Origin of the sequence: Nocardia grenadensis (assembly GCF_050942415.1) — a bacterium.
In the GTDB taxonomy this organism is placed as follows: domain Bacteria; phylum Actinomycetota; class Actinomycetes; order Mycobacteriales; family Mycobacteriaceae; genus Nocardia; species Nocardia grenadensis.
In genome coordinates this window covers 4247204-4269223 of record NZ_CP192054.1, presented here as the reverse complement: position 1 = coordinate 4269223, position 22020 = coordinate 4247204, and the positions used below count along the sequence as shown (strand labels likewise).

Sequence of the window (22020 nt, the reverse complement as noted above, 5' to 3'; positions counted from 1 at the left end):
CGGTGGTGTCGGCCGCGCTCGCCGATCCCCGGTGCCGCTCGTCCTCGGGAGATTCGAGCGGCTTGTCCTGCTCGCTCACTACGCTTTCCCCCGGACCCGACGGAACTCGACCGCTGTCGGATATCCGGAAACCTGCTGATCGAAAGGGTCCTGCCGGGTGTCCACCGAATCGGTCAGGGTACGTAGGACGTGCCAGCCGAAACTGCGCGCGTCGGGCAGTCCCTCCTGCGCCGCCACCCCGGCGACCTGTACCCGTAATTCGGTGTCACCGATACTGAACACACACCGCAGGCTCGTCTCGGGCGCCGCCAGGCCGATCAGAGTGGAGCATGCCTCGTCCACCGCCAGCCGGATGTCGGCGACCTCGTCCAGCGTGAAATCACTGAGCAGGACCAGAGCCTCGGCGAGACCGCGCACGATCGGCAACTGTGTCACCGATGCCGCCACCCGAATCTCCACCGGGGCACCGTGGAGCCCTTGTTCCGCCGAAGTATTGATCACGCAGCCGAGTGTATGGGCGCATTGTCACAAAGCGGGGAGCGGGGCACACCCGCAGGCGGAATCCTGCCGAGAAACCGGTCCGCCGGTGCCTCACCCGTATTCCGGACGGCCGCCGGCCCCGCCGTGCCCGAGGCGTCACCGGCGAACACGGCCCCCGGGCCCGAGCCGCCGCGGGCGCCGCCATACACTCCCGCTGTGACTGCGTCCGACCCCACGTTCACCCGTCCTCCGGTCCCGATGATCGCCCCGTCGATCCTGTCCGCCGATTTCGCCCGGCTGGCCGACGAGGCCGATGCGGTATCGACCGCCGACTGGTTGCACGTGGATGTGATGGACGCGCATTTCGTCCCGAATCTGACCCTGGGGTTGCCGGTGGTGCAGAGCCTGCTGAAGGCCACCGATATTCCGCTGGACTGCCATCTGATGATCGAGGATCCGGGCCGGTGGGCGCCGCCGTACGCGGAGGCGGGCGCCTACAACGTGACCTTCCACGCCGAGGCGACCGAGGATCCGGTGGCCGTGGCCCGTGATATCCGGGCCGCCGGCGCCAAGGCGGGCCTGTCGGTGAAGCCGAACACCCCCATCGAGCCGTACCTGGAGATCCTGCGTGATTTCGACACGCTGCTGGTGATGAGTGTGGAGCCCGGGTTCGGCGGCCAGTCGTTCATTCCGGAGGTGCTGGAGAAGGCCCGGATCGTGCGGCGTCTGGTCGACGCGGGGGAGTTGCGCCTGGTGGTGGAGATCGACGGCGGGATCAACGCCGACACCATCGAGCAGGCCGCGGCGGCCGGTATCGACTGCTTCGTGGCGGGGTCGGCGGTGTACAACACCGAGGATCCCGGCGCGACGGTGGAGAAGTTGCGGCGGCAGGCGGAATCGAGCTGGTCGGCGCATCACCTGGCCCACTGAAGTCCGCGGCCGTATTGTTCGCCGCGGTGCCGGTCCCGTCCGCAGAGCATCTTCCGGCCGCGGCCCACGAATCGGGCCGGAAACCCCGAGCCACACGGTATCGACCCCGTAGGATCGAATTCGTGTCTGTGAGTGGGGGTTCGGTGGATGTATCCATCAGTGTGTCGGCCGCGTCGGACTCCGCCGCCGAGGTCAGATCCTTGTTCCGGTGGCTCCAGCGGGAAGAGGACCTACCGAACCCGGCATTCACACCGGCAGCGCCCGGCCCGGAAGACATGGGCGGGCTGAGCGACGCTCTGGTGGTGGTGCTGGGGTCGGGTACCGGCGTCGTGCTGGCCAGATCGCTGAGTGTCTGGGTGCGGCACCGCACCGCCGATGTGAAGGTGACCATTCGCGGACAGAAGGGGACCGTCGAGCTGGACGGGAAGCGGGTCAGGGACCCGCTCGCGGTGGTCGAGGCATTACGGGAGGCAGCGGGGGAGTTGTGATGGTTCTGCCGGACCCGGCCCGGAGCTGGGCCTGCCTCATCGGAGTGGGTAGCTACCCCCGGGACGACGGTCTCGCCGATATCCCCGCCGTACCGCACAACCTCGACGCGCTCCACGAGATTCTCACCGATCCGCTGCTCGCCGGTCTCCCGGATGACCACTGTGTCGTCATCCGCGACCCGGCGAATGCCCAGGAGTTGGCGCTTCGAGTCGAGGATATCGCCGGCCGAGCGACCGATATGTTCTTCGTCTACTTCGCGGGGCACGGGCTCATCGATGCCGATTTCGGCCGCCTCTACCTGGCCACCTCGTACGCGCTGGACAGCAAGCCGCATTTCACCTCGCTCGCCTACGACGATCTGCGGCGAGCCATGCTGTCCTCCGACGCGCGCACCAAAGTCGTGGTGCTCGACTGCTGTTTCAGCGGGCATGCCCACGGCACCATGGCCGGGAATGCCGCGCAGGTCGCCGGGCAGCTCGATATCCGGGGCACCTGTGTGCTGACCGCCACGAAGAGCAACGAGATGGCGAAGGCGCCGCCGGGAGCGGTTTTCACCGCGTACACCGGCCGGCTCGTCGATGTCCTGAGGTGCGGTGTGGCCGACGGTCCGGAGCTGCTCGACATCACCACGCTCCACGAGCAACTGCTGTACCGGTTGCGCAGTGCCGGTCTCCCGGAGCCGAGGATGAGCGGCAGCGATACCGTCGGCCGGCTGCCATTGGTGCGCAACGCATCCTGGCACCCGGCCGGTGCCGGGTACGAGCCGGTCGACCTCGCCGATCCGGCCGGGGTGTACAGCCTTGGCAACCGGCTCGAAACGGAAGGTCGTCCGGAGGCAGCCGCACAGCTGTACCGGCGGGCCATATCGGCCGGGAATACCGACATGATGCTCCTGCTGGGCGCACACCACCAGGAAAAGGGAAACGATACGCGGGCCGAACGCTGGTACCGCGAAGCGGCCGGTGCGGGACTGTCCAACGGGATGACCCTCCTGGGGACATTCCTCTACAACCGGGGTGCCGTCGCCGAGGCCGAATCGTGGTATCGGCACGCGGCCGAGGCAGGGCAACCACAGGCGGCCGAACTCCTGGGCGATGTGCTGGAGCGGCGCGGCCACACCGGCGAAGCCGAACGTTGGTACCGTGCCGCGATCGCCGCGGGCCGGACGCGTTCCATGCTCAGGATGGGTGGACTACTCGAGCGCCGGGGGGAGCGCGAACAGGCCGTGTCGTGGTATCGGCGAGCGGCGGACGCGGGTGACGCGGCCGGCTGGACATGCTTGGGACTGATGGCAGCGGATCAGGGCGAGACCGTCGAGGCCGACTCATGGCTCCGGATGGCGGCCGCGGCCGGTGAACCCGACGCGATGATCAATCTCGGTATTCAGCACCTGGCGCGAAACGAGCGGTCGGAGGGGATCCGGTGGTTCGGCGAAGCCGCGGCGGTGGGCAGCACCGATGGGATGGTCCGGCTCGGGAACGAGCTCATGGCGACAGGCGATACGGCCGCCGCCGAGCGGTGGTTCCGGCTGGCGGTCCGCGAGGGAAACGGACTTGCCATGGTCGAAGTCGGCAAGATCCGGGAAAAGGCCGGTGACCTCCCGGAGGCCGAGGACTGGTACCGGAAAGGCATCAGGGCCGGTGCCGGTATCGGCGTGCTCGCCTTGGCGAAACTGCTCATCCAGCAAGACGAATGGGACGAAGCCGAGCGGATGTGCCGTGCTTCCGCCGAAGCCGGCCGGGTGGAGGGGATGGGCGCGCTGGCACTGCTCCTCGAACAGCGTGGCGATCCGGCGGAAGCCCGGCACTGGCAGGAGGCGGCCCGAGCAGTGCTGCCCGGGCTGTACCGGCGAAAGACCGATCCACCTCCGGCATGACCGGGTGCGACGTGGAGATTGCGCCGCCGGGAACCCGACAGCGTGGGTCGGCTCCATCGCGGTCCACCCGGCGACGATCGCGCCGGGTTCAGCGGGTACCGGCGGCGCATTCGCGCGCGGCGTCGACCACCGCGTGCTGGGGCGGCCGAGTCCCCAGTACCTCGGGGCCCGCGACCCACAGGCGGTAGCCGCTGGCCTCGTCCTCGGGTGAGGGCAGCACGATCTGGCTGCCGGTACCGGCCACGGTGGTGTAGAGGCGGAATAGTTCGGCGGCCGCGGTAGCGGTGAATTCCTCGTGCCGGGTCGGACCGGTGAGGAAGGTCCAGCGCCGGGCCCGGGGGTGGGCGAAGACCGGCCCGGCGATCCCTTTCGCCCGCAGGCGGGTCAACACCTGTTCGCCGAGCTCGGTCGGCATGGTGATGGCGCCGTAGGTCGCGCCCACATGCAACAGGATGCGCCGGGAGGCCGGATCGACCACCGCGGGCAGCAGATCCTTCTCCCGGTACCGCCGGCAGTGTCGTTCCAGGGCGGATTCGGTGAAAGTGGTCATAGCGGTGCGGCTTCCTCGAGTGGTGGCGTGGCCGGCCGGTGCGCGGGCATCCGCCGGGGCGGATATCGCATGGATCCGCCGGGTGTTGTCCCCGCGCGGATCCGGTGCCCGGACAACACTGCCGCCGGGCCGGGAGCTGCCGGAGCCCCGCGTCGGTGCGGTAGTTCCCGGCCCGCGCCGGTGTGGGCGGATCCAATTGTCGTGATGGCTTGTGGCGCACGGTGTTCCGCGGCGGTGGCCGTCCTCGTACGAATGCTGCGCCGGGCCGCACCGCGGGGTCGTCGAGGTGGGCGAGCCGGTCACCTCACAATATTGCGTCAGCCGCTGTGAGCGTGCAAATCGAGAAACATTTCGGGTTTCGATGCGATATCGGTGGGGGAAAGAGAGTGCGATCGGGTTCGGTCCGGACCGGATCTCTGCCCGTCGGAAGCCGTATAGGGGCGTGCCGGCCGAATGTGACCGCCATCTCTCGATCGGAAAATTTCCGGATACGCTCCTGCGGTGTCGTGACCGCCCGACCGGGGTTCCCGCAGGGTGGTCGGCGTCATGGCCGGGTCGGAGGGCGAGAACTAGTGCCCCGTCCAGATAGGTTGCGCTGGTAATCCGGGTGTCGGTTTGAGCTGTTGCTTGTCGTCGGTGATGCTGCTGTTGGAGGTGGTGTCGATGGCCCGGAAACCGGAAGTGTTCGTGCGGGAGGTGTCCCCGGATGAGGGACGCAGATTGCAGAAGATCACCAAGTCGAGCCGGCAGCCGATCAGGACTCGTCGCGCGATCGTGGTGATGGCCTCGGCGCAGCATCAACCGGTGCCGGCGATAGCGCGGTTGATGCAGGTCTCGGAAGCCTATGTGCGCCAGGTGATCCACGATTTCAACGAACGGGGGTTCGACGCGTTGGACCCAAAATGGAGTGGGGGCAGGCCGAGCAAGGTGGATCGGGCGACGCGTGAACCCATCGCCTGCATCGCCCGGTGCTGCCCCCGCAAGTTCGGTCGGCCGTTCTCGACGTGGAGCCTGTCGAAACTTCGAGACTGGCTTGCCACCAGCAAGATCGCTGATATCAGCCGTGAAACACTGCGCACGATCCTGCGGGCCCAGGGGGTGTCGTGGCAGGCCACCAAGACCTGGAAGGGCGGTACCGACCCCGACTTCACCGCCAAGATGAACCGGATCCTCGATCTCTACGATCACCCGCCCGCCGACGGACGTGTGGTCTGTGTCGACGAGTTCGGTCCGTTGAACTTGCAACCCCGCCCGGGACGTGGCTGGTTCCCGGCCCGCAAACCCCGCCGGTTGCGGGCGACCTACCATCGCGACCACGGGGTGCGGCACCTGCTCGGCGCGTTGGACCTGGCCACCGGCCGTATTCACTACCGGATCCGGGACCGGAAACGATGGATCGAGTTCCTGGCGTTTTTGAAGACCCTGCGGGCTCGTTGGCCGGGCGAGAAGCTTTATGTCATCGTCGACAACTTCTCCCCGCACAAGCGGGTCGAGGTCAGGGCCTGGGCTGCGGCCAACAATGTGGAGCTGGTGTTCCTACCGACCTATTCGTCGTGGCTGAACTGGATCGAATCGGAGTTCGCCGCGTTGCGGTACTTCGCTCTCAACGGCACCGACCACCGCAGCCACACCGAGCAAGACGCTGCGATCGGCGCCTACATCCGCTGGCACAATCAACACGCCCGACCCAAACGAGACTTCGCAGTCAACTCACCAATCCGCCGCCCGGATTACCTACCCAACGTTGCCTGACAAGGCACTAGTCTGGTCGTGGACGGCGAACTGGGAATACCCGGTACCACTCCCGCCGTTCCGTATGCGGAACACCGACGCGAAACGGGAGAAGACATGTTCACGGGCATCGTCGAGGAACTGGGCGAAATCGTCGCCCGCGAACAATCCGCCGACGCGGCGCGGCTGACGATCCGCGGGAAAGTGGTCACCTCCGATGCCGGACACGGTGATTCGATCGCGGTCAACGGGGTCTGTCTGACCGTCGTCGATGTCGTCGACGACGCGTTCACCGTCGATGTCATGGGGGAGACACTGCGCCGGTCGAGTATCGGCGGTCTGGAGCCGGGTTCGCGGGTCAATCTGGAGCGTGCGGCGGCGGTGAACAGCCGGCTCGGCGGTCATATCGTCCAGGGGCATGTGGACGGCACCGGCACCATCCTGGCCCGGACCCCGGCGGACAACTGGGAAGTGGTCCGGATCTCGCTGCCCGACGCGATCGCCAGGTACGTGGTGGAGAAGGGATCCATCACCGTGAACGGTATTTCGCTCACCGTCTCCGGGCTGGGCCGGGCCGATACACCGGCCGCGGACGGCAACCGGGACTGGTTCGAGGTCTCGCTGATCCCGACCACGCTGAGTCTCACCGATCTGGGCACATCCACCCCCGGGACCGTCGTGAATCTCGAGGTCGATGTGATCGCCAAGTACGTCGAGCGCCTCCAGCAGCGCGGCTGACGACCGGCGGCCGCGCCCGGACCGGCCGAACAGACCCAGTAGTGTGATCGGGACCTATCGAGATGGAGCATTGCAGACGTGACCAGGTTCGACAGCATCGAGCGCGCGGTCGCCGATATCGCGGCCGGTAAACCGGTCGTCGTGGTCGACGACGAGGACCGGGAGAACGAGGGCGACCTCATCTTCGCCGCCGAGAAGGCCACCCCGGAGCTCGTGGCGTTCATGATCCGCTACACCTCGGGTTACATCTGTGCACCACTCACCGGTGATGATTGCGATCGGCTGGGACTGCCGCCGATGTACGCGGTGAACCAGGACAAGCACGGCACCGCCTACACCGTGTCGGTGGATGCGCGGGAGGGCGTGACCACCGGTATCTCCGGTGCCGACCGGGCCACCACCATCCGGCTGCTGGCCGACGGCGACGCCAAACCGAACGATTTCACCCGTCCCGGTCATGTGGTGCCGCTGCGCGCCAAGGACGGGGGCGTGCTGCGCCGGCCCGGGCATACCGAGGCCGCGGTGGATCTGGCGCGGATGGCCGGGCTGCGGCCGGCCGGGGTGATCTGCGAGATCGTCAGCCAGAAGGAAGACGGGCATATGGCCCGCACCGACGAGCTGCGGGTCTTCGCCGACGAGCACGAATTGGCGCTGATCTCGATCGCCGAGATGATCGCCTGGCGGCGTAAGCACGAGAAACATGTCGTGCGGGTGGCGCAGGCGCGTATCCCGACCGTGCACGGCGAGTTCACCGCCGTCGGATACCAGAGCATCTACGACGATGTCGAACATGTCGCGCTGGTGCGTGGGGATGTCGGTGACGGCGAGGACGTGCTGGTCCGGGTGCATTCGGAATGCCTGACCGGTGACGTGTTCGGTTCGCTGCGCTGCGACTGCGGGCCGCAGTTGGACGCGGCCTTGGAGATGGTGGCCGCCGAGGGCCGCGGCGTGGTGCTCTACATGCGCGGGCACGAAGGCCGCGGTATCGGGCTCATGCACAAGCTGCAGGCCTATCAGCTGCAGGATTCGGGCCACGATACGGTCGACGCCAATATCGAGCTCGGCCTGCCCGCCGATGCCCGCGACTACGGGACCGGCGCGCAGATCCTCGTCGATCTGGGGCTGCGGTCCATGCGGCTGCTCACCAACAACCCGGCCAAACGGGTCGGGCTCGACGGCTACGGGTTGCGCATCACCGAGCGGGTGCCCATGCCGGTCCGGGCCAATGCCGAGAACCTGCGCTACCTGCGCACCAAACGCGACCGGATGGGCCACGACCTGGTGGGTCTGGACGATCTGGACCTCGGGGAGACGGCGCAGTGACGTCCCCCGGATCGAAAGGCGGAAACCGATGAGCGGCACCGGGGTACCGAGCTTCGCGCTCGCCGACGCCAAGGACCTGCGGCTGGCGATCGTGGCCTCGCGCTGGCACACCGAGATCTGCGACACCCTCGTCGCCAATGCCGAACGCGTCGCGGCCGAGGCCGGGGTGCGGCACACCACCGTCGCGCGGTGCGCCGGCGCGATGGAGCTGCCGGTACTGGCCCAGGAGCTGGCCCGCACCCACGACGCCGTGGTCGCGCTCGGTGTGGTGATCCGGGGGGGCACCCCGCATTTCGACTATGTCTGCGATTCGGTGACCGCCGGCCTGACCCGGGTCTCGCTGGACGAGAGCACCCCGGTCGCCAACGGCGTGCTCACCACCAACGACGAAGCGCAAGCCCTCGACCGGGCCGGACTGCCGGATTCGACGGAGAACAAGGGCGAACAGGCGGCGGCCGCCGCCCTGGACGCCGCCCTCACCCTGCGCGGTCTGCGCGCGGCAGGCTGAGTCGTGCCGGTCGGATGGATCCGACGCCGGGGGGAAGCCTCCGGCGGTGACCCGGGGGCCGCTGCCGAATGGGAGCTGGAGGTACGCCCGCGGAAAGCGCGACGCACGGCGGTGATCGTCGCGGTGTTCCTGGTGGTGGCCTTCGCACTGTTCGGGATCTTCCTGCGGACCGGCTACACCGGGGTCAACTTCCGGGTGGTCGATCAGTTCGCGATGGCGTGTATCGGGATTTTCGGCGCAGCGGCCGTCCTGCTGCTCACTCGCCCGCGGGTCCGGGCCGGCCGCCGCGGGGTCGTGGTCCGGAATGTGCTCGGCGACAACGAATTCGAATGGAAACACATCCGCGGGGTGTCGTTCCCGGACCGTAAGGCGTGGGCCCGGCTCGAGCTGGTGAACGACGACTACGTCCCGATGCTGGCGGTGCGATCCAACGACGGTGAGCACGCCGCGGCGGCGCTGGACCGGCTCCGCGACCTCGGTATCAAGTACGCCCCACCGGACTGATCGGACCCGGTGTCCGGTTCCCCGGGCCGGGGCGAATCGCCTGCTCGGTCCCGGTCGGCTACTCCACCCGGACTATCGGTGGCAGCTGATAGCTGCCGTCGAACACGGCATCGAGCGGTTCGTAGATACGCAGCATCGGCCGGAACGGGCCGGCCGGGGCCGGGAGCCAGTTGGCCCGCCGCTGCGGATCGGTGGGTTCGTCGTGCTGCACCACCACGGTCAGCGATCCGTTCACCGTGTGCAGGCCGGGGGTCCGGTCACCCAGCGAGTAGCGTCCGATCGGGTTCTCGACGAGGAGGAAATCCGGGGTGTCGTACATGGTCAGCGACCAGAACGCGCCGCACGGCGGAGTCTCGGCGAAGCGCACCTCGTAACGGTGGGAGCCGTGCAGCGGCCGGTCTTCGCGGTCGGTGAAGGCCATCGCGTAGGCGGCCTCGTAGCCGTGGTTGCCCCAGAGCCCGCCGCGGGCCGCGCCCGCGCGCAGTAGATAGCGATCCGGGTCGTCGGGGAGTTTCCAGTGCGGATCGTCGAGGGCTCCGACGCCGAAGAAATCCAGGTTGTAGTCGAAGATGTGGTAGGTCAGATTCCAGCCGTTCTGCCGCGGCGCGCCGCCGTGGGTCGCAGCCGTCTCGAGGCGCTCCCTGCCGGCCGCGAGACCCTCCCGCAGCGCCGACGCCCGATCCGGGTCGAGATCGGAATAGGGCGTATCGGCGTCCAGTAACCCCAGCGGCGCGAAGCGCTGCTGGTAGCGGCGGTCACGCTCAGCGGGCGGAAAGGCCCGGATACCGACGCGGAGCTCTTCGAAGAAGCGCAGATCTTCCGGGACCCCCGGTGTGGGGGCGGGCAGATCCGGTGCGGCGGCGGTCGGCGTCAGGTGCAGGGCGTCCTGGAGAGCACGGACCGCCGGCAGATCCGATTCCCCGTCCACGGCCCACCGGCCCACAATGGTGGCGACCGTGGTCGGGAACTCGACGACCGTGACGCCTTCCGGCGGCATACCGTCCCAGCCGGGCGCCACCAGCAGATAGGCCCCCGGGAGAGTCCCGGTGGCGCGATGACCGATATAGGCGAAGTTGTTCGTCCAGGCGTCGACGAACTGCATGACGTAGTAGCGGCCGGCCGTATCCGGTATGTCCAGGCGCACCGGGCCGGCCGCGGTGGAGATGGTGGCGATCGAATACACGGTGTCGTTGTTGATAGAAACGAAGGTGTCCTGCGGCCCGGCCAGCGCGGTGGCATGGCCGAACACATTGAGCGGTGCCGGCGGCAGGCCACCTACCCCTTCTCCGGTGAACCGTGTGATCTGCCGAAGGTCGTAGACGAGTGGGAAACCGTAGATGAACGCCTCGGCCGCCAGGGTGGTGAGTTCGGCCCGGGACAGCCCGGCGGTATCGGTGCTCGGCATGACACCAGGGGACCACCGGAAACCGCCCGGCGGCTCACCCGGCGCGGGTGAGCCGCCACGGTCCGGCGTGATTCACCGCGTATCGCCGAGGACCTCGCCTTCGCGCCGGGGATCGGCCCCACCGATCCAGCTGTGGTCACCGTCCCGGCCGAGCACACTCAGCCCGCTGGTCTGCGGGGCCACCGAGACCTGATGGCCCCGTTCGCGCAGCCGGGTGACGAGGAGGTCGTGCGCGCCGTCGTCGCTCGGGTCGATCGCCGGATGCTCGCCGCCTACATTCGTGACGGGCGTATTGGCGGCGCCGACGGCCGGCGCGGAGACCGCCTGCTGTGGATCCAGGCCCCAATCCAGCATGCCGACAAGGGTTTTCACTACGAACTGGATGATGACCGAGCCGCCGGGGGAGCCGACCACATGGGTGAGCGCACCGCGCTCGGAGTCCTTGGCCTGCTCGAACACCAGTGTCGGGCTCATGGAACTGCGCGGCCGCTTTCCCGGTTCGATCCGGTTGGCGACCGGCTTGCCGTCGGTGCCCAGCGGGTCGGTCGCGAAATCGGTGAGCTGGTTGTTCAGCAGGAACCCGTCCACCATGTGGAAGGAACCGAAGGCCGATTCCACCGTGGTGGTCATGGCCGCGGCATTGCCGTAGGAATCGACCACCGAGATATGGCTGGTGCCGTGTTCGGGCTGCTGAGGGCCGATACCCACCGGCGCGGCGCCGAAGTTCCCGGCCTGCGCGGTGCCCATGCTCCGGCGTGGGTCGATGAGTTCGGCGCGTTTGTCCAGGTAATCCGGGTTCACCAGTGTTTCCGGTGAATTACCGGGCAGCGGAACGTAATCCGGATCGGCGACGAATTTGTCCCGGTCGGCGTAGGCGAGGCGTTCGGCCTCGGCGATGAGGTGTACCGCCTCGGCCCGCGGGACACCACCGTTACGGTCGACCTGCTGTGGCGGCAGGGCGGGAAGATCGAAGTTCTCCAGGATGCCGAGCGTGGCCGCGACCGTGATACCGCCGGAGGACGGGCCGGGCATTCCGCAGATCTCGTGTGCGCGGTAGCCGGTGCACAGCGGAGTGCGTTTCACCGCGCGGTAGGAGTCGAGGTCCGCGGCTTCCAGGAGACTCGGGGTGCGCCCGCCGTCCCGGGCGGTGGCCGCGGCGACGATGTCCTCGGCGATCGGGCCGGTGTAGAAACCCTCCGCGCCCTCGGCGGCCACCGTGGTGAGGGTTTTCGACAGGGCGGGGTTGGTGAGAACCGTGCCCGCCGCCTTGGGGGAACCGTCCGTGTCCAGGAAGTACTCGGCCGCCGCCGGGTCCCGGGCCAGTTCGGCCGCGGAGTCGGCGATCTGCCCGGCGAGTCGTGGACTGATCTCGAATCCCTGGTCCGCCAGCGCCACGGCGGGATCGAACAGTTCCCGCCACGGGATGTGGCCGTGCTCGGTATGCGCCAGCTCGAGCATCCGGACCACCCCCGGCACCCCGATGGAGCGCCCGCTGGCGCGGGTGTCCGGTTTCGGTTCGGTGCGGTCGGTATCGCTGATCCAGCGCAGATAGTTCTCGGTGGCCGCGGCCGGTGCGGTCTCCCGGCCGTCGTAGGCCTCCAGCGTCTCGTGTTCCGCGTCGTAGTAGAGCAGGAACGCCCCACCGCCCAGACCCGACGCCTGCGGTTCGGTGAGCCCCAGCACGGTCTGTGCGGTGATCAGCGCGTCCGCCGCGGTGCCGCCGGCCCGGAGCACCTCGCAGGCCGCGCGCGTCGCGTGGGAGTTGGCGGTGGATACGGCATAGCCGTTGGTGCGGACCGCGGTCATCTCGCTGCGATAGCCCGACGCGATCTCCGGGTTGGTCGCCAGATCGCGCGAGGTGGGGGCGGCCAAACCCGCGGCCGGCGCGGCGGTCACCGGAGTGCCGTTCGGTGCCGGGGTGCAGGGGCCCGCGGCCCCGGTATCGTCGGAGCATCCGCTGAGCGAGCCTGCCACGAGCAGCGCCGTCACCGTCAGCGCGTACCGAATCCGTTGTATCGGGCGCATATTCGAACTGTAGCGGGATGCGGCGACAGTGGTGGGCGAACTCGCCCCGCGTGGGGGAAACAGGCGGCGAGCGGCCGGGTGGCGGACCCCGGCGGGGCCGGGGCTCGGAGCCGGGTGTCCCGCCCGCACGGCCTCCGGTCGCAGATGCGGCCGTGCGGCCTCTCCCGGGCTCTGCCGACCGGCGGCCGGATGTGTCCGAGCCCGCTACTACGCTGGATACGTGGCAGATCCCGCGACGTACCGGCCGCAGCCCGGCTCCATTCCACTCGAACCCGGTGTCTACAAGTTCCGGGACTCCTACGGCCGGGTCATCTATGTCGGTAAGGCGAAAAGCCTGCGCAATCGGCTCAACTCGTACTTCGCCGATATCGCCGCCCTGCATCCGCGTACCCGCCAGATGGTCACCACCGCCGCGAGCGTGGAATGGACCGTGGTCTCCACCGAGGTGGAAGCGCTGCAGCTCGAGTACAACTGGATCAAGGAGTTCGATCCGCGGTTCAACGTCCGCTACCGCGACGACAAGTCCTATCCGGTGCTGGCGGTCACGCTGAACGAGGAGTACCCGCGACTGTTCGTCTACCGGGGCGCCCGGAAGAAGGGGGTGCGTTATTTCGGCCCCTATGCCCACGCCTGGGCGATCCGGGAGACTCTCGATCTGCTGTTGCGCGTCTTTCCCGCCCGCACCTGCTCGGCCGGGGTGTTCAAACGGCACAGCCAGATGGGCCGCCCCTGCCTGCTCGGCTATATCGACAAATGCTCGGCCCCGTGTGTGGGCCGGGTCTCGGCCGCCGAGCACCGGCGGATCGTCGACGATTTCTGTGATTTCCTGGCCGGCCGCACCGACCGGATGGTCAAGGACCTGGAACGCCGGATGCAGGCGGCCGCCGAGGACCTCGATTTCGAGAACGCGGCCCGGCTGCGCGACGATGTCCAGGCCCTGCGCCGGGCACTGGAGAAACAGGCCGTCGTACTGGGCGACGGCACCGACGCCGATGTGATCGCCTTCGCCGGGGACGACCTCGAGGTCGCGGTGCAGATCTTCCATGTCCGCGACGGCCGGGTGCGCGGGCAGCGTGGCTGGGTGGTCGACAAATCCGGTGATGCGGCCGATACCCCGGAGCAGGAGGGCGAGCTGGCCGCACTGGTGGAGCAGTTCCTCACCCAGTTCTACGCGGAGCAGACCGCCGTGGCCGAGCAGACCGCAGGCGAGCAGGCCGCGGCCGTGGTACCGCGTGAGGTGCTGGTCCCCGAACTCCCGGCCGATGCCGAGGAGGTCCAGCGCTGGCTGTCGACCCTGCGGGGCGCGTCGGTGCGGTTGCGGGTACCGCAGCGCGGCGACAAGAAAGCCCTCGCCGAGACGGTGGCGCGTAATGCGAAGGAGGCGCTGGCCCAGCACAAACTTCGCCGCGCCGGTGACCTGACCTCCCGGTCGGTGGCCTTGCAGGACATCCAGGACGCCCTCGACCTCGACAGCGCGCCGCTGCGTATCGAATGTGTGGACATCAGCCATGTACAGGGCACCGATGTGGTGGCTTCGCTGGTGGTCTTCGAGGACGGGCTGCCCAAGAAGTCCGACTACCGCCACTACGCGATCCGGGAGGCCGCCGGTGAGGGGCGCTCCGACGATGTCGGCAGTATCGCCGAGGTGACCAGGCGCCGATTCGCGCGGCTGCGCCGGGAACGCGACGCCGCCGAGCAGGCCGATCTCGCGGGGTCGGCGCAGGTACCCGAATTCGGTACGCCGCCGGCGGACGACGGAACCGGCCCGGCGGAGGCCGACGCGGAGATCGTGACCCGGCCCGGTATCGATCCGAAGACCGGCCGGCCGCGCAAGTTCGCCTATCCGCCCAACCTCTATGTCGTCGACGGTGGCGCGCCGCAGGTGGCGGCCGCGGCGGAGGTGCTCGAGGAGTTCGGCCTCACCGATATCGCCGTGGTGGGCCTGGCCAAACGGCTCGAAGAAGTGTGGGTTCCCGGCGAACCCGACCCGGTGGTGCTGCCGCGTACCAGCGAGGCCCTCTACCTGCTGCAGCGGGTGCGTGACGAAGCACACCGCTTCGCCATCACCTTCCATCGCAGCAAACGGTCGCGGCGGATGACGGCGTCGGCGCTGGACGCGGTCCGCGGCCTCGGGGAGACCCGGCGGACCGCGCTGGTGACCCATTTCGGTTCGGTCGCGCGACTCAAAGAGGCCACTGTCGAGGAGATCATCGAGGTGCCCGGTATCGGCCGCGCCACCGCGGAGGCGGTACTGGCGGCGCTGCACGAGCAATAGCGTCCGGCGCGGCGGCCGCGGCAACCGCGCGGCGACCGGCGCCGGTCACGTACGTTTGTTCCTGCGCCCCCGCGACAGTTCCGGGGTGCCGACCTACAGCTGGGTGACCGAAACGCAATTCCCGAACAAGATCCGGGTGGTACATGACTCGCGTCGAATCGAACAACAGTACGACAGTGGTGCCGGGTACCGATTCCGGCCCGGGCACCCCGGTCGAAGTCGTGATGGTGACCGGCCTGTCCGGTGCGGGGCGGGGCACGGCCGCGCGGGTACTGGAAGATCTGGGCTGGTATGTCACCGACAATCTGCCGCCGGAACTCATCGGCCGCATGGTGGAACTGGGTGCCTCGGCCGATCCGCCCATTCTGCGGCTGGCGATCGTCATGGACGTGCGCAGCCGATTCTTCACCGGAGATCTGCCCGCCGTCATCGAACAGCTGCGCGCCCGCGGCGTCCCCACCCGCATCCTGTTCCTGGAGGCCTCCGACGATGTGCTGATTCGCCGGTTCGGATTCGCCCGGCGCCGCCATCCGCTGCAGAACGACAGCGCCGAGGGGACCCTATCGGCCGGCATCGCCGCCGAACGGGTCCGGCTCGCGGGCGTGAAGGCCGCCGCCGATGTGGTCATCGACACCACCGAACTGTCCATCCACCAGTTGCACCGGAAACTGGAGGAGGTCTACGGCGGCGGCACGCCCGCTGCGCTGCAGTTGACCGTTCAATCCTTCGGATTCAAGTACGGTGTCCCGCTGGACGCGGACATGGTGCTGGATGTGCGTTTCCTGCCCAACCCGCACTGGGTACCAGAACTTCGGCAGCACAGCGGTCAGGAAACGGTGGTCAGCGACTATGTGCTGTCGCGTCCGGGCGCCGACGACTATCTGCGGACCTGTGATCACCTGATCGAGCTGACCACGCAAGGTTATCGCCAAGAGGGGAAGCGTTACATGACGGTCGCAGTGGGCTGCACCGGCGGTAGACATCGCAGCGTCGCGATCGCCGAGGCCCTCGGCAAGATCACCGGTAGCCGGATCGACGCGGGCGCGGACGGGCCGGTGGACGCGGTACGGGTACTGCACCGGGATCTGGGGCGCGAATGAGTCGCGCGGACAACGGAGCCGCCGACCCGTCCGGTCCCGCGGTCGCCGCGCTCGGCGGTGGCCATGGGCTGTACGCGACACTCACGGCGATCCGGCGCATCACGCGCCGGATCAGTGCGGTGGTGACGGTCGCCGACGACGGCGGTTCCTCCGGCCGGTTGCGTGCCGAACTCGGGGTGCCGCCGCCCGGTGATCTGCGGATGGCGCTGGCCGCGCTGGCCGCCGACGCCGACGGGGTGCTCACCCGGACCGTGCAGCACCGGTTCGGCGGCACCGGCGCCCTGGCCGGGCATTCCGTGGGCAACCTGCTGCTGGCCGGGCTCACCGAGGTGCTCGGGGACCCGGTGGCCGCCCTCGACCAGGTGGGCGAGCTGCTCGGTATCAGCGGGCGGGTCCTGCCCATGTCGGATATCCCGCTGGATATCGAGGCCGATGTCTCCGGTCTGGAAGCCGATCCGCGGGTGAGCCGCTGTATCCGCGGCCAGGTCGCGGTCGCCACGACACCGGGCAAGGTGCGGCGGGTACGGCTGCTGCCCGCCGATCCACCGTCCTGCGCGGCGGCCACCGCCGCCATCGAACGCGCGGACGCGGTGATTCTGGGGCCGGGCTCCTGGTTCACCAGTGTGATACCGCATCTGCTCGTACCCGGGCTCCGGGACGCACTGGTCCACACCCGGGCGCGTAAAGTGCTGATTCTGAACCTCGCCGCGCAGCCCGGTGAGACCGCGGGGTTCTCCGCCGAACGGCATCTCCATGTATTGTCCCAGCACGCACCGGATTTCGCGGTCGACGAGGTTCTGGTCGACTCCGGGTGCGTGCCGGAAGGGCGGGAACGTGAGCATGTGGCCAGGGCTGCCGGCCAATTACGGGCGCGAGTAGTCTTTTCCGATGTCGCCGACGCGGGAACCGACCGGCACGACCCCGGAAAGCTCGCCGCCGCACTGGATCAACTGATCCGCGCGCCTCGGCCACAGTTGCCGGGGCTTCGAGTCGAGGGACGGCACATGGGTCAGGATGTGCGGTCCGGGTTGGGTGGAAAGGAGCACGTCTCGTGGCGATGACAGCCGAAGTGAAAGACGAGCTGAGCCGGCTCGCCGTAACACAGGTGAGTGCGCGCAAAGCCGAACTGTCCGCCCTGCTGCGTTTCGCCGGCGGCCTCCATATCGTCGGCGGGCGGGTGATAGTCGAAGCCGAAGTCGATATGGGTTCCATTGCCCGGCGGTTGCGGCGGGAGATCTTCGAACTCTACGGATACGGGTCGGATGTGCATGTGCTGAGCGCCGGCGGCCTGCGCAAATCCTCCCGCTATGTGGTCCGGGTCGCGAAGGAGGGCGAGGCCCTCGCGCGGCAGACCGGCCTGCTCGATGTCCGCGGCCGGCCCGTCCGCGGACTCCCCGCCCAGGTCGTCGGCGGTAGCGTCGCGGACGCGGAAGCCGCATGGCGCGGTGCCTTCCTGGCCCACGGTTCGCTCACCGAACCCGGTCGCTCCTCGGCCCTCGAAGTGAGCTGCCCCGGCCCCGAAGCCGCGCTGGCACTGGTCGGTGCCGCCCGCCGGCTCGGAATCTCCGCCAAGGCCCGCGAAGTGCGCGGCACCGACCGGGTCGTGGTCCGTGACGGGGAGGCCATCGGTGCCCTGCTCACTCGGATGGGCGCCCAGGACACCCGGCTCACCTGGGAAGAGCGCCGGATGCGCCGTGAGGTCCGCGCCACCGCCAACCGGCTCGCCAACTTCGACGACGCCAATCTGCGTCGCTCCGCCCGCGCCGCGGTGGCCGCGGCCGCCCGGGTGGAGCGGGCCCTCGAACTGCTCGGCGAGGATGTGCCCGACCATCTGGCCGCGGCGGGGAAGCTGCGGGTGGAACACCGGCAGGCCTCCCTCGAGGAACTCGGACAGCTGGCCGACCCGCCGATGACCAAGGACGCGGTGGCGGGGCGGATTCGACGATTGCTGTCGATGGCCGACCGGCGGGCCAAGGAGCTCGGGGTGCCGGATACCGAATCGGCGGTCACCGCGGAGCTGCTCGACGACGCCTGAGGCCGTCCGGCGGCCAGGCCCGGACGGTCCGCACCGGTCCGTCCCGGCCGATCCGCTGCGGCGGGTATGCGCAGCCGGCGTTCTCAGCGCAGCATGCACCAGGTGCGGGGACCGTTGTCCGGGATCTCCACTTCGGCGCTGATCCGGAATCCGAGATGTTCGTAGAAACGGACATTGGCCTCCGTGGACGTTTCCAGGAAAGCGGGGACTCCGTCGCGTTCCGCCGCGGCCAGGCCCGGTTCGATCACCGCGCGGCCCAGCCCGTGCCCACGGCGTACGGGATCCACGCCGACGGTACCCAGGAACCAGACGGGGCCGGCCGGGCGATGCGGTGCCAGGGCTGCCTCCGCGGCGCTGTAGGCGGCGGCGCGATCGCCGGCCAGTTCGGCGAAGTGTGGACCGAGTTCGGTGAATACGGCCTCGGCGTCGGTGGTCGGGGTGGTCCAGACGGCTACCGCGTCACCGTCGTCGGCCACCCACACCCTGCCGTGCGGGAGGCCGATCCGGGTGAGGAACAGTTCCTGGAAGGTGGCCAGGCGGCGTTCGTGGTCATCGGCGGCGAGGGTGTGCCGGATCCACGGATAGTCGGCGAAGGCCCGGGTGAGGGTGCTGACGGCGCGGGATGTGTCGGCGGCGGTGGCGGGGCGGATGTGCGGGGTCGTGGCAGCGGGTTCGTTCGGCATCTCCACCATCCTCCCGGACGCCGGGCGGGACTGCCGGAGAGATCCGGCCGGGTGCGCGGATACCCGGTGCTCACGAACACCAGGTGCCTGTCGGAGAGGCGACCGCGAGGCATTAGGGTTGACAGGGCATCGGAACGATCCGCTTGACAGCTGAGGAGCGATAACGTGACTGTCCGGGTAGGTATCAACGGCTTCGGTCGTATCGGACGTAACTTCTTCCGGGCGGTGGAGGCGCAGAAGGCGCTCGGCACCACCGATATCGAGATCGTGGCGGTCAACGATCTCACCGACAACGCGACCCTCGCCACGCTGCTGAAGTACGACTCGATCCTGGGCCGGCTGCCCCAGGATGTGTCCCTCGACGGTGAGGACACCATCGTGGTGGGCGATCAGCGCATCAAGGCGCTGGCGATCAAGGAGGGCCCGGCGGCGCTGCCGTGGGGTGACCTGGGCGTAGACGTCGTGGTCGAGTCCACCGGTATTTTCACCGACGCCACCAAGGCCAAGGGGCATCTGGCCGCGGGCGCGAAAAAGGTCATCATCTCCGCCCCGGCCAAGGGCGAGGACATCACCATTGTGATGGGTGTCAACGACGACAAGTACGACGGCAGCCAGAACATCATCTCCAACGCCTCCTGCACCACCAACTGCCTGGGCCCGCTGGCCAAAGTGCTGAACGACGAGTTCGGCATCGTCAAGGGCTTGATGACCACCATCCACGCCTACACGCAGGACCAGAACCTGCAGGACGGCCCGCACAAGGATCTGCGTCGCGCCCGCGCGGCCGCGGTGAACATCGTGCCGACCAGCACCGGTGCGGCCAAGGCCATCGGCCTGGTGCTGCCGGAACTGAACGGCAAGCTCGACGGTTACTCGCTGCGGGTGCCGATTCCCACCGGCTCGATCACCGACCTGACGGCCGATCTCGCCAAGAAGGCGACTGTCGACGAGATCAACGCGGCGTTCAAGGCGGCCGCCGAGGGGCCGCTGAAGGGCATCCTGAAGTACAGCGTCGACCCGATCGTGTCCAGCGATATCGTCACCGACCCGCACTCGTCTATCTACGACGCGCCGCTCACCAAGGTGATCGACGACCAGGTGAAGGTCTACTCCTGGTACGACAACGAGTGGGGCTACTCCAACCGTCTCGCCGACCTCATCGGCCTCGTCGGCAAATCCCTCTGAGGAACGGCGTGACTGTCAAAACTCTGGAAGATCTCCTCGCCGAGGGCGTCGAGGGGCGCGGGGTGCTGGTGCGCTCCGACCTCAATGTTCCGCTGGACAACGGGCAGATCACCGATCCGGGCCGCATCGTGGCGTCGGTTCCGACCATTCGCGCGCTGGTGGAAGCCGGCGCCAAGGTGGTCGTCACCGCGCACCTCGGCCGTCCGAAGGGTGCCCCGGACCCGGCGCTGTCGCTGGCTCCGGTGGCGACCCGGCTCGCCGCCGAACTGGGTCGCAATGTGCAGCTCGCCGGCGATGTGGTGGGCCAGGACGCGCTGGCGCGGTCCGAGGGCCTGACCGACGGTGATGTGCTGCTGCTGGAGAACGTCCGCTTCGACCCGCGGGAGACCAGCAAGGACGACGCCGAGCGTGCGAAGCTGGCCGCCGCGCTGGTGGAACTGGTCGGCGACGACGGCGCGTTCGTCTCCGACGGTTTCGGCGTGGTGCACCGCAAACAGGCCTCGGTGTACGACGTGGCGAAAATGCTGCCGCACTACGCGGGCACACTCGTCGCGGCGGAAGCCGATGTGCTGGCCAAGCTGACCGAGTCCACCGACCGCCCGTACGCGGTGGTGCTGGGCGGGTCGAAGGTGTCGGACAAGCTGGCGGTGATCGAGGCGCTGGCGCCCAAGGTCGACACGCTGGTCATCGGTGGCGGTATGTGCTTCACCTTCCTCGCCGCCGAGGGTCTTTCGGTCGGTTCCTCGCTCCTGCAGGAGGAGATGATCGAGACCTGCAAGGGCCTGCTGGATCGCTACGCCGACGTCATCCATCTGCCGCGCGATATCGTCGTCGCCGACTCCTTCTCCGCCGACGCGGAGTCGAAGGTGGTGTCGGCGCACGAGATCCCGGACGGTTGGCTGGGTCTGGATATCGGCCCCGAGTCGGTGCAGCGTTTCGCGGTGCTGCTCACCGAGGCGCGCACCGTGTTCTGGAACGGCCCGATGGGTGTGTTCGAGTTCGAGAAGTTCGCGGCCGGAACCCGCGGGGTCGCCGAGGCCATTGCCACGGCCACCGGTAAGGGCGCGTTCACCGTGGTCGGTGGCGGCGATTCCGCCGCGGCCGTGCGGGCGCTGGGTATCCCGGAGGGCGATTTCTCGCATATCTCGACGGGTGGTGGGGCATCGCTGGAGTACCTGGAAGGTAAGACACTGCCCGGTATCAGCGTGCTCGAGGAAGCGGAGGGTGCGTAGATGGCCCGGAAACCGCTGATCGCGGGCAACTGGAAGATGAACCTCAATCACCTCGAGGCCATCGCCCTGGTGCAGAAGATCGCGTTCGCGCTGCCCGACAAGTACTTCGACAAGGTCGATGTGACGGTGATCCCGCCGTTCGTCGATATCCGTAGCGTGCAGACGCTGGTCGAGGGCGACAAACTGCGTATCACCTATGGTGCGCAGGATGTATCGGTGCACGAATCGGGCGCCTACACCGGCGAGATCAGCGCGGCGATGCTGGCGAAACTCGGCTGCGCGTTCGCGGTGGTCGGGCATTCCGAGCGCCGTCAGTACCACAACGAGGACGACGCCACGGTGCTGGCGAAGGCCAAGCAGGCGCTGAAGCACGGCATCACGCCGATCGTCTGCATCGGTGAGGGCCTGAACGTGCGCGATGCGGGCACCCATGTCGAGTACAACCTCGAACAGTTGCGAGGTTCGCTGAAGGGTCTGTCGGCCGAGGAGATCGCGAAGGTGGTGATCGCCTACGAACCCGTGTGGGCGATCGGTACCGGCAAGGTCGCGACCCCCGCCGACGCGCAGGAGGTCTGTGGTGCGATCCGCGGCGAACTGGTGCAGCTGGCCGGCGAGCAGGTCGCCGAGACCGTCCGGGTGCTGTACGGCGGTTCGGTGAATGCCAAGAATGTCGGCGAGCTGACCAAGCAGACCGATATCGACGGGGCCCTGGTAGGTGGGGCGTCGCTCAAGGGCGACGAATTTGCCACCCTGTCCGCCATCGCGGCGGGCGGCCCGCTGCCCTGACCGATCGATAACCCGATGAGGCCCGCCGGTTCCCCACCGGCGGGCCTCATCGTCCACGTACCGGTGGGCTACCGCGGGCCTGGGCCGCATGCGATCACGCGGACGGTTGTCGGCGGCGTAACGGCGGTACACGACGCCGCGGCGGAAACCTGAGGAGTGGGTGCG

The 22020-nt window shown here is 68.5% G+C and carries 20 protein-coding genes; 15 read left to right on the top strand and 5 right to left on the bottom strand.

The features are described 5' to 3' along the window. Window positions 1–78: 78 nt before the first annotated feature. Window positions 79–501 (bottom strand): ATP-binding protein, encoded by a 423-nt coding sequence (locus tag ACQPYS_RS19435; protein WP_063038933.1) that lies wholly within the window; start codon window positions 499–501, stop codon window positions 79–81. A gap of 237 nt (window positions 502–738) precedes the next feature. Between ACQPYS_RS19435 and rpe the strand changes: the two genes are divergently transcribed. The 3 genes from rpe to ACQPYS_RS19420 all read left to right on the top strand — a co-directional run bounded on the left by rpe (window position 739) and on the right by ACQPYS_RS19420 (window position 3775). After that, window positions 739–1410 (top strand): ribulose-phosphate 3-epimerase, encoded by a 672-nt coding sequence (gene rpe / locus ACQPYS_RS19430; RefSeq protein WP_063038931.1) that lies wholly within the window; start codon window positions 739–741, stop codon window positions 1408–1410. Between the two features lie 122 nt (window positions 1411–1532). Further along, window positions 1533–1898, top strand: a complete 366-nt coding sequence (locus ACQPYS_RS19425) for an effector-associated constant component EACC1 (RefSeq protein ID WP_431940343.1) — start codon at window positions 1533–1535, stop codon at window positions 1896–1898. Next, a complete protein-coding gene (locus ACQPYS_RS19420) occupies window positions 1898–3775 on the top strand; it encodes a caspase, EACC1-associated type (RefSeq protein WP_433490403.1) in 1878 nt (625 codons plus the stop codon). The genes ACQPYS_RS19425 and ACQPYS_RS19420 overlap by 1 nt, the downstream gene beginning before the upstream one ends. Window positions 3776–3863: 88 nt before the next feature. Here the strand turns inward: ACQPYS_RS19420 and ACQPYS_RS19415 are convergent, their stop codons facing one another. Continuing rightward, the gene (locus tag ACQPYS_RS19415) at window positions 3864–4325 is read right to left on the bottom strand and encodes a hypothetical protein (protein ID WP_063038925.1); all 462 of its coding nucleotides are present in this window, start codon (window positions 4323–4325) and stop codon (window positions 3864–3866) included. A 639-nt stretch (window positions 4326–4964) separates the two neighbouring features. Here ACQPYS_RS19415 and ACQPYS_RS19410 point away from each other — a divergent pair. The 5 genes from ACQPYS_RS19410 to ACQPYS_RS19390 all read left to right on the top strand — a co-directional run bounded on the left by ACQPYS_RS19410 (window position 4965) and on the right by ACQPYS_RS19390 (window position 9129). Beyond that, window positions 4965–6077, top strand: coding sequence for an IS630 family transposase (locus ACQPYS_RS19410; RefSeq protein ID WP_433492984.1), 1113 nt, complete (start codon window positions 4965–4967; stop codon window positions 6075–6077). Between the two features lie 96 nt (window positions 6078–6173). After that, window positions 6174–6794 (top strand): riboflavin synthase, encoded by a 621-nt coding sequence (locus ACQPYS_RS19405; protein WP_063039020.1) that lies wholly within the window; start codon window positions 6174–6176, stop codon window positions 6792–6794. A 78-nt stretch (window positions 6795–6872) separates the two neighbouring features. Then, the gene (locus ACQPYS_RS19400; RefSeq protein ID WP_030521457.1) at window positions 6873–8117 is read left to right on the top strand and encodes a bifunctional 3,4-dihydroxy-2-butanone-4-phosphate synthase/GTP cyclohydrolase II; all 1245 of its coding nucleotides are present in this window, start codon (window positions 6873–6875) and stop codon (window positions 8115–8117) included. Between the two features lie 28 nt (window positions 8118–8145). Continuing rightward, entirely contained in the window at window positions 8146–8625 is a 480-nt protein-coding gene (gene ribH / locus ACQPYS_RS19395; protein WP_433490402.1) for a 6,7-dimethyl-8-ribityllumazine synthase, read from the top strand. A 3-nt stretch (window positions 8626–8628) separates the two neighbouring features. Continuing rightward, window positions 8629–9129, top strand: a complete 501-nt coding sequence (locus tag ACQPYS_RS19390) for a PH domain-containing protein (protein ID WP_433490401.1) — start codon at window positions 8629–8631, stop codon at window positions 9127–9129. Window positions 9130–9187: 58 nt separating this feature from the next. Here the strand turns inward: ACQPYS_RS19390 and ACQPYS_RS19385 are convergent, their stop codons facing one another. Further along, window positions 9188–10534, bottom strand: a complete 1347-nt coding sequence (locus ACQPYS_RS19385; RefSeq protein ID WP_433490400.1) for a DUF1254 domain-containing protein — start codon at window positions 10532–10534, stop codon at window positions 9188–9190. Between the two features lie 72 nt (window positions 10535–10606). Then, entirely contained in the window at window positions 10607–12559 is a 1953-nt protein-coding gene (locus ACQPYS_RS19380; protein WP_433490399.1) for a gamma-glutamyltransferase family protein, read from the bottom strand. A gap of 220 nt (window positions 12560–12779) precedes the next feature. Here ACQPYS_RS19380 and uvrC point away from each other — a divergent pair, with 220 nt between their 5' ends. From uvrC to whiA, 4 genes are all read left to right on the top strand, one after another. Beyond that, window positions 12780–14834, top strand: a complete 2055-nt coding sequence (gene uvrC / locus ACQPYS_RS19375; protein WP_431940334.1) for an excinuclease ABC subunit UvrC — start codon at window positions 12780–12782, stop codon at window positions 14832–14834. 143 nt (window positions 14835–14977) lie between these two features. Further along, window positions 14978–15934: an RNase adapter RapZ gene (gene rapZ / locus ACQPYS_RS19370; protein ID WP_084481436.1), complete on the top strand. Its 957-nt coding sequence runs from the start codon at window positions 14978–14980 to the stop codon at window positions 15932–15934. After that, entirely contained in the window at window positions 15931–16995 is a 1065-nt protein-coding gene (locus ACQPYS_RS19365) for a gluconeogenesis factor YvcK family protein (protein WP_063038915.1), read from the top strand. The genes rapZ and ACQPYS_RS19365 overlap by 4 nt, the downstream gene beginning before the upstream one ends. After that, window positions 16992–17969 (top strand): DNA-binding protein WhiA, encoded by a 978-nt coding sequence (gene whiA, locus ACQPYS_RS19360; RefSeq protein WP_174372421.1) that lies wholly within the window; start codon window positions 16992–16994, stop codon window positions 17967–17969. Before ACQPYS_RS19365 ends, whiA begins: the two co-directional genes overlap by 4 nt. Window positions 17970–18052: 83 nt before the next feature. On the opposite strand, the gene ACQPYS_RS19355 is transcribed toward whiA, so the two are convergent. Continuing rightward, a complete protein-coding gene (locus ACQPYS_RS19355) occupies window positions 18053–18652 on the bottom strand; it encodes a GNAT family N-acetyltransferase (protein ID WP_431940333.1) in 600 nt (199 codons plus the stop codon). Between the two features lie 165 nt (window positions 18653–18817). Here ACQPYS_RS19355 and gap point away from each other — a divergent pair, with 165 nt between their 5' ends. Genes gap through tpiA form a run of 3 tightly spaced genes read left to right on the top strand, consistent with a single transcriptional unit; the run spans window position 18818 to window position 21855 of the window. Next, complete coding sequence (gene gap, locus ACQPYS_RS19350; RefSeq protein ID WP_063038914.1) at window positions 18818–19837, top strand: type I glyceraldehyde-3-phosphate dehydrogenase; 1020 nt, start codon at window positions 18818–18820, stop codon at window positions 19835–19837. An 8-nt stretch (window positions 19838–19845) separates the two neighbouring features. Then, a complete protein-coding gene (locus ACQPYS_RS19345; RefSeq protein WP_063038912.1) occupies window positions 19846–21069 on the top strand; it encodes a phosphoglycerate kinase in 1224 nt (407 codons plus the stop codon). Continuing rightward, window positions 21070–21855, top strand: a complete 786-nt coding sequence (gene tpiA / locus ACQPYS_RS19340; protein WP_433490398.1) for a triose-phosphate isomerase — start codon at window positions 21070–21072, stop codon at window positions 21853–21855. Window positions 21856–22020: the final 165 nt, after the last annotated feature.